The organism is Macrococcus brunensis (genome assembly GCF_004359615.1).
Lineage (GTDB): Bacteria > Bacillota > Bacilli > Staphylococcales > Staphylococcaceae > Macrococcus > Macrococcus brunensis.
This window is the reverse complement of record NZ_SCWA01000077.1, coordinates 1-252: the sequence shown is the minus strand read 5'-3', so window position 1 is coordinate 252 and position 252 is coordinate 1. Positions and strand designations below refer to the sequence as shown.

Annotated in this window: 2 protein-coding genes; one reads left to right on the top strand and one right to left on the bottom strand. The window is 34.1% G+C overall.

Annotation, left to right across the window (positions count from 1 at the left end):
• The coding region (locus ERX27_RS11305) for an IS3 family transposase (RefSeq protein WP_165983039.1) at positions 1–120 on the top strand (120 nt) is incomplete at its 5' end.
• Here the strand turns inward: ERX27_RS11305 and ERX27_RS11695 are convergent.
• Positions 112–249 carry a transposase gene (locus ERX27_RS11695; protein WP_481817046.1) on the bottom strand — a complete coding sequence of 46 codons (138 nt, stop codon included), beginning with the start codon at positions 247–249 and terminating at the stop codon, positions 112–114. The two genes, ERX27_RS11305 and ERX27_RS11695, sit on opposite strands and share 9 nt — an antisense overlap.
• Positions 250–252 lie beyond the last annotated feature (3 nt).

Genomic DNA, 252 nt, shown 5'->3' with positions numbered 1-252 from the left:
ATTGAACTTTTTGATTATGTGAACTGGTATAACAATGTCAGGCCGCACGGCGCATTAAATTATCTAACACCAAGGGAATATAAAGAAATATTCTATAAAAACTGTCCAATATTATGTTGACAGACCAGACTGTGTATATGAATAAAGAATAATCTTAAGCATCATCTTGGGATGGTACGAGGAAGCTCCTCGGGAGTTATAGTATTTTGAATACTGACTTTCTGGTATTGATTCAACTAGATCATGAATGAT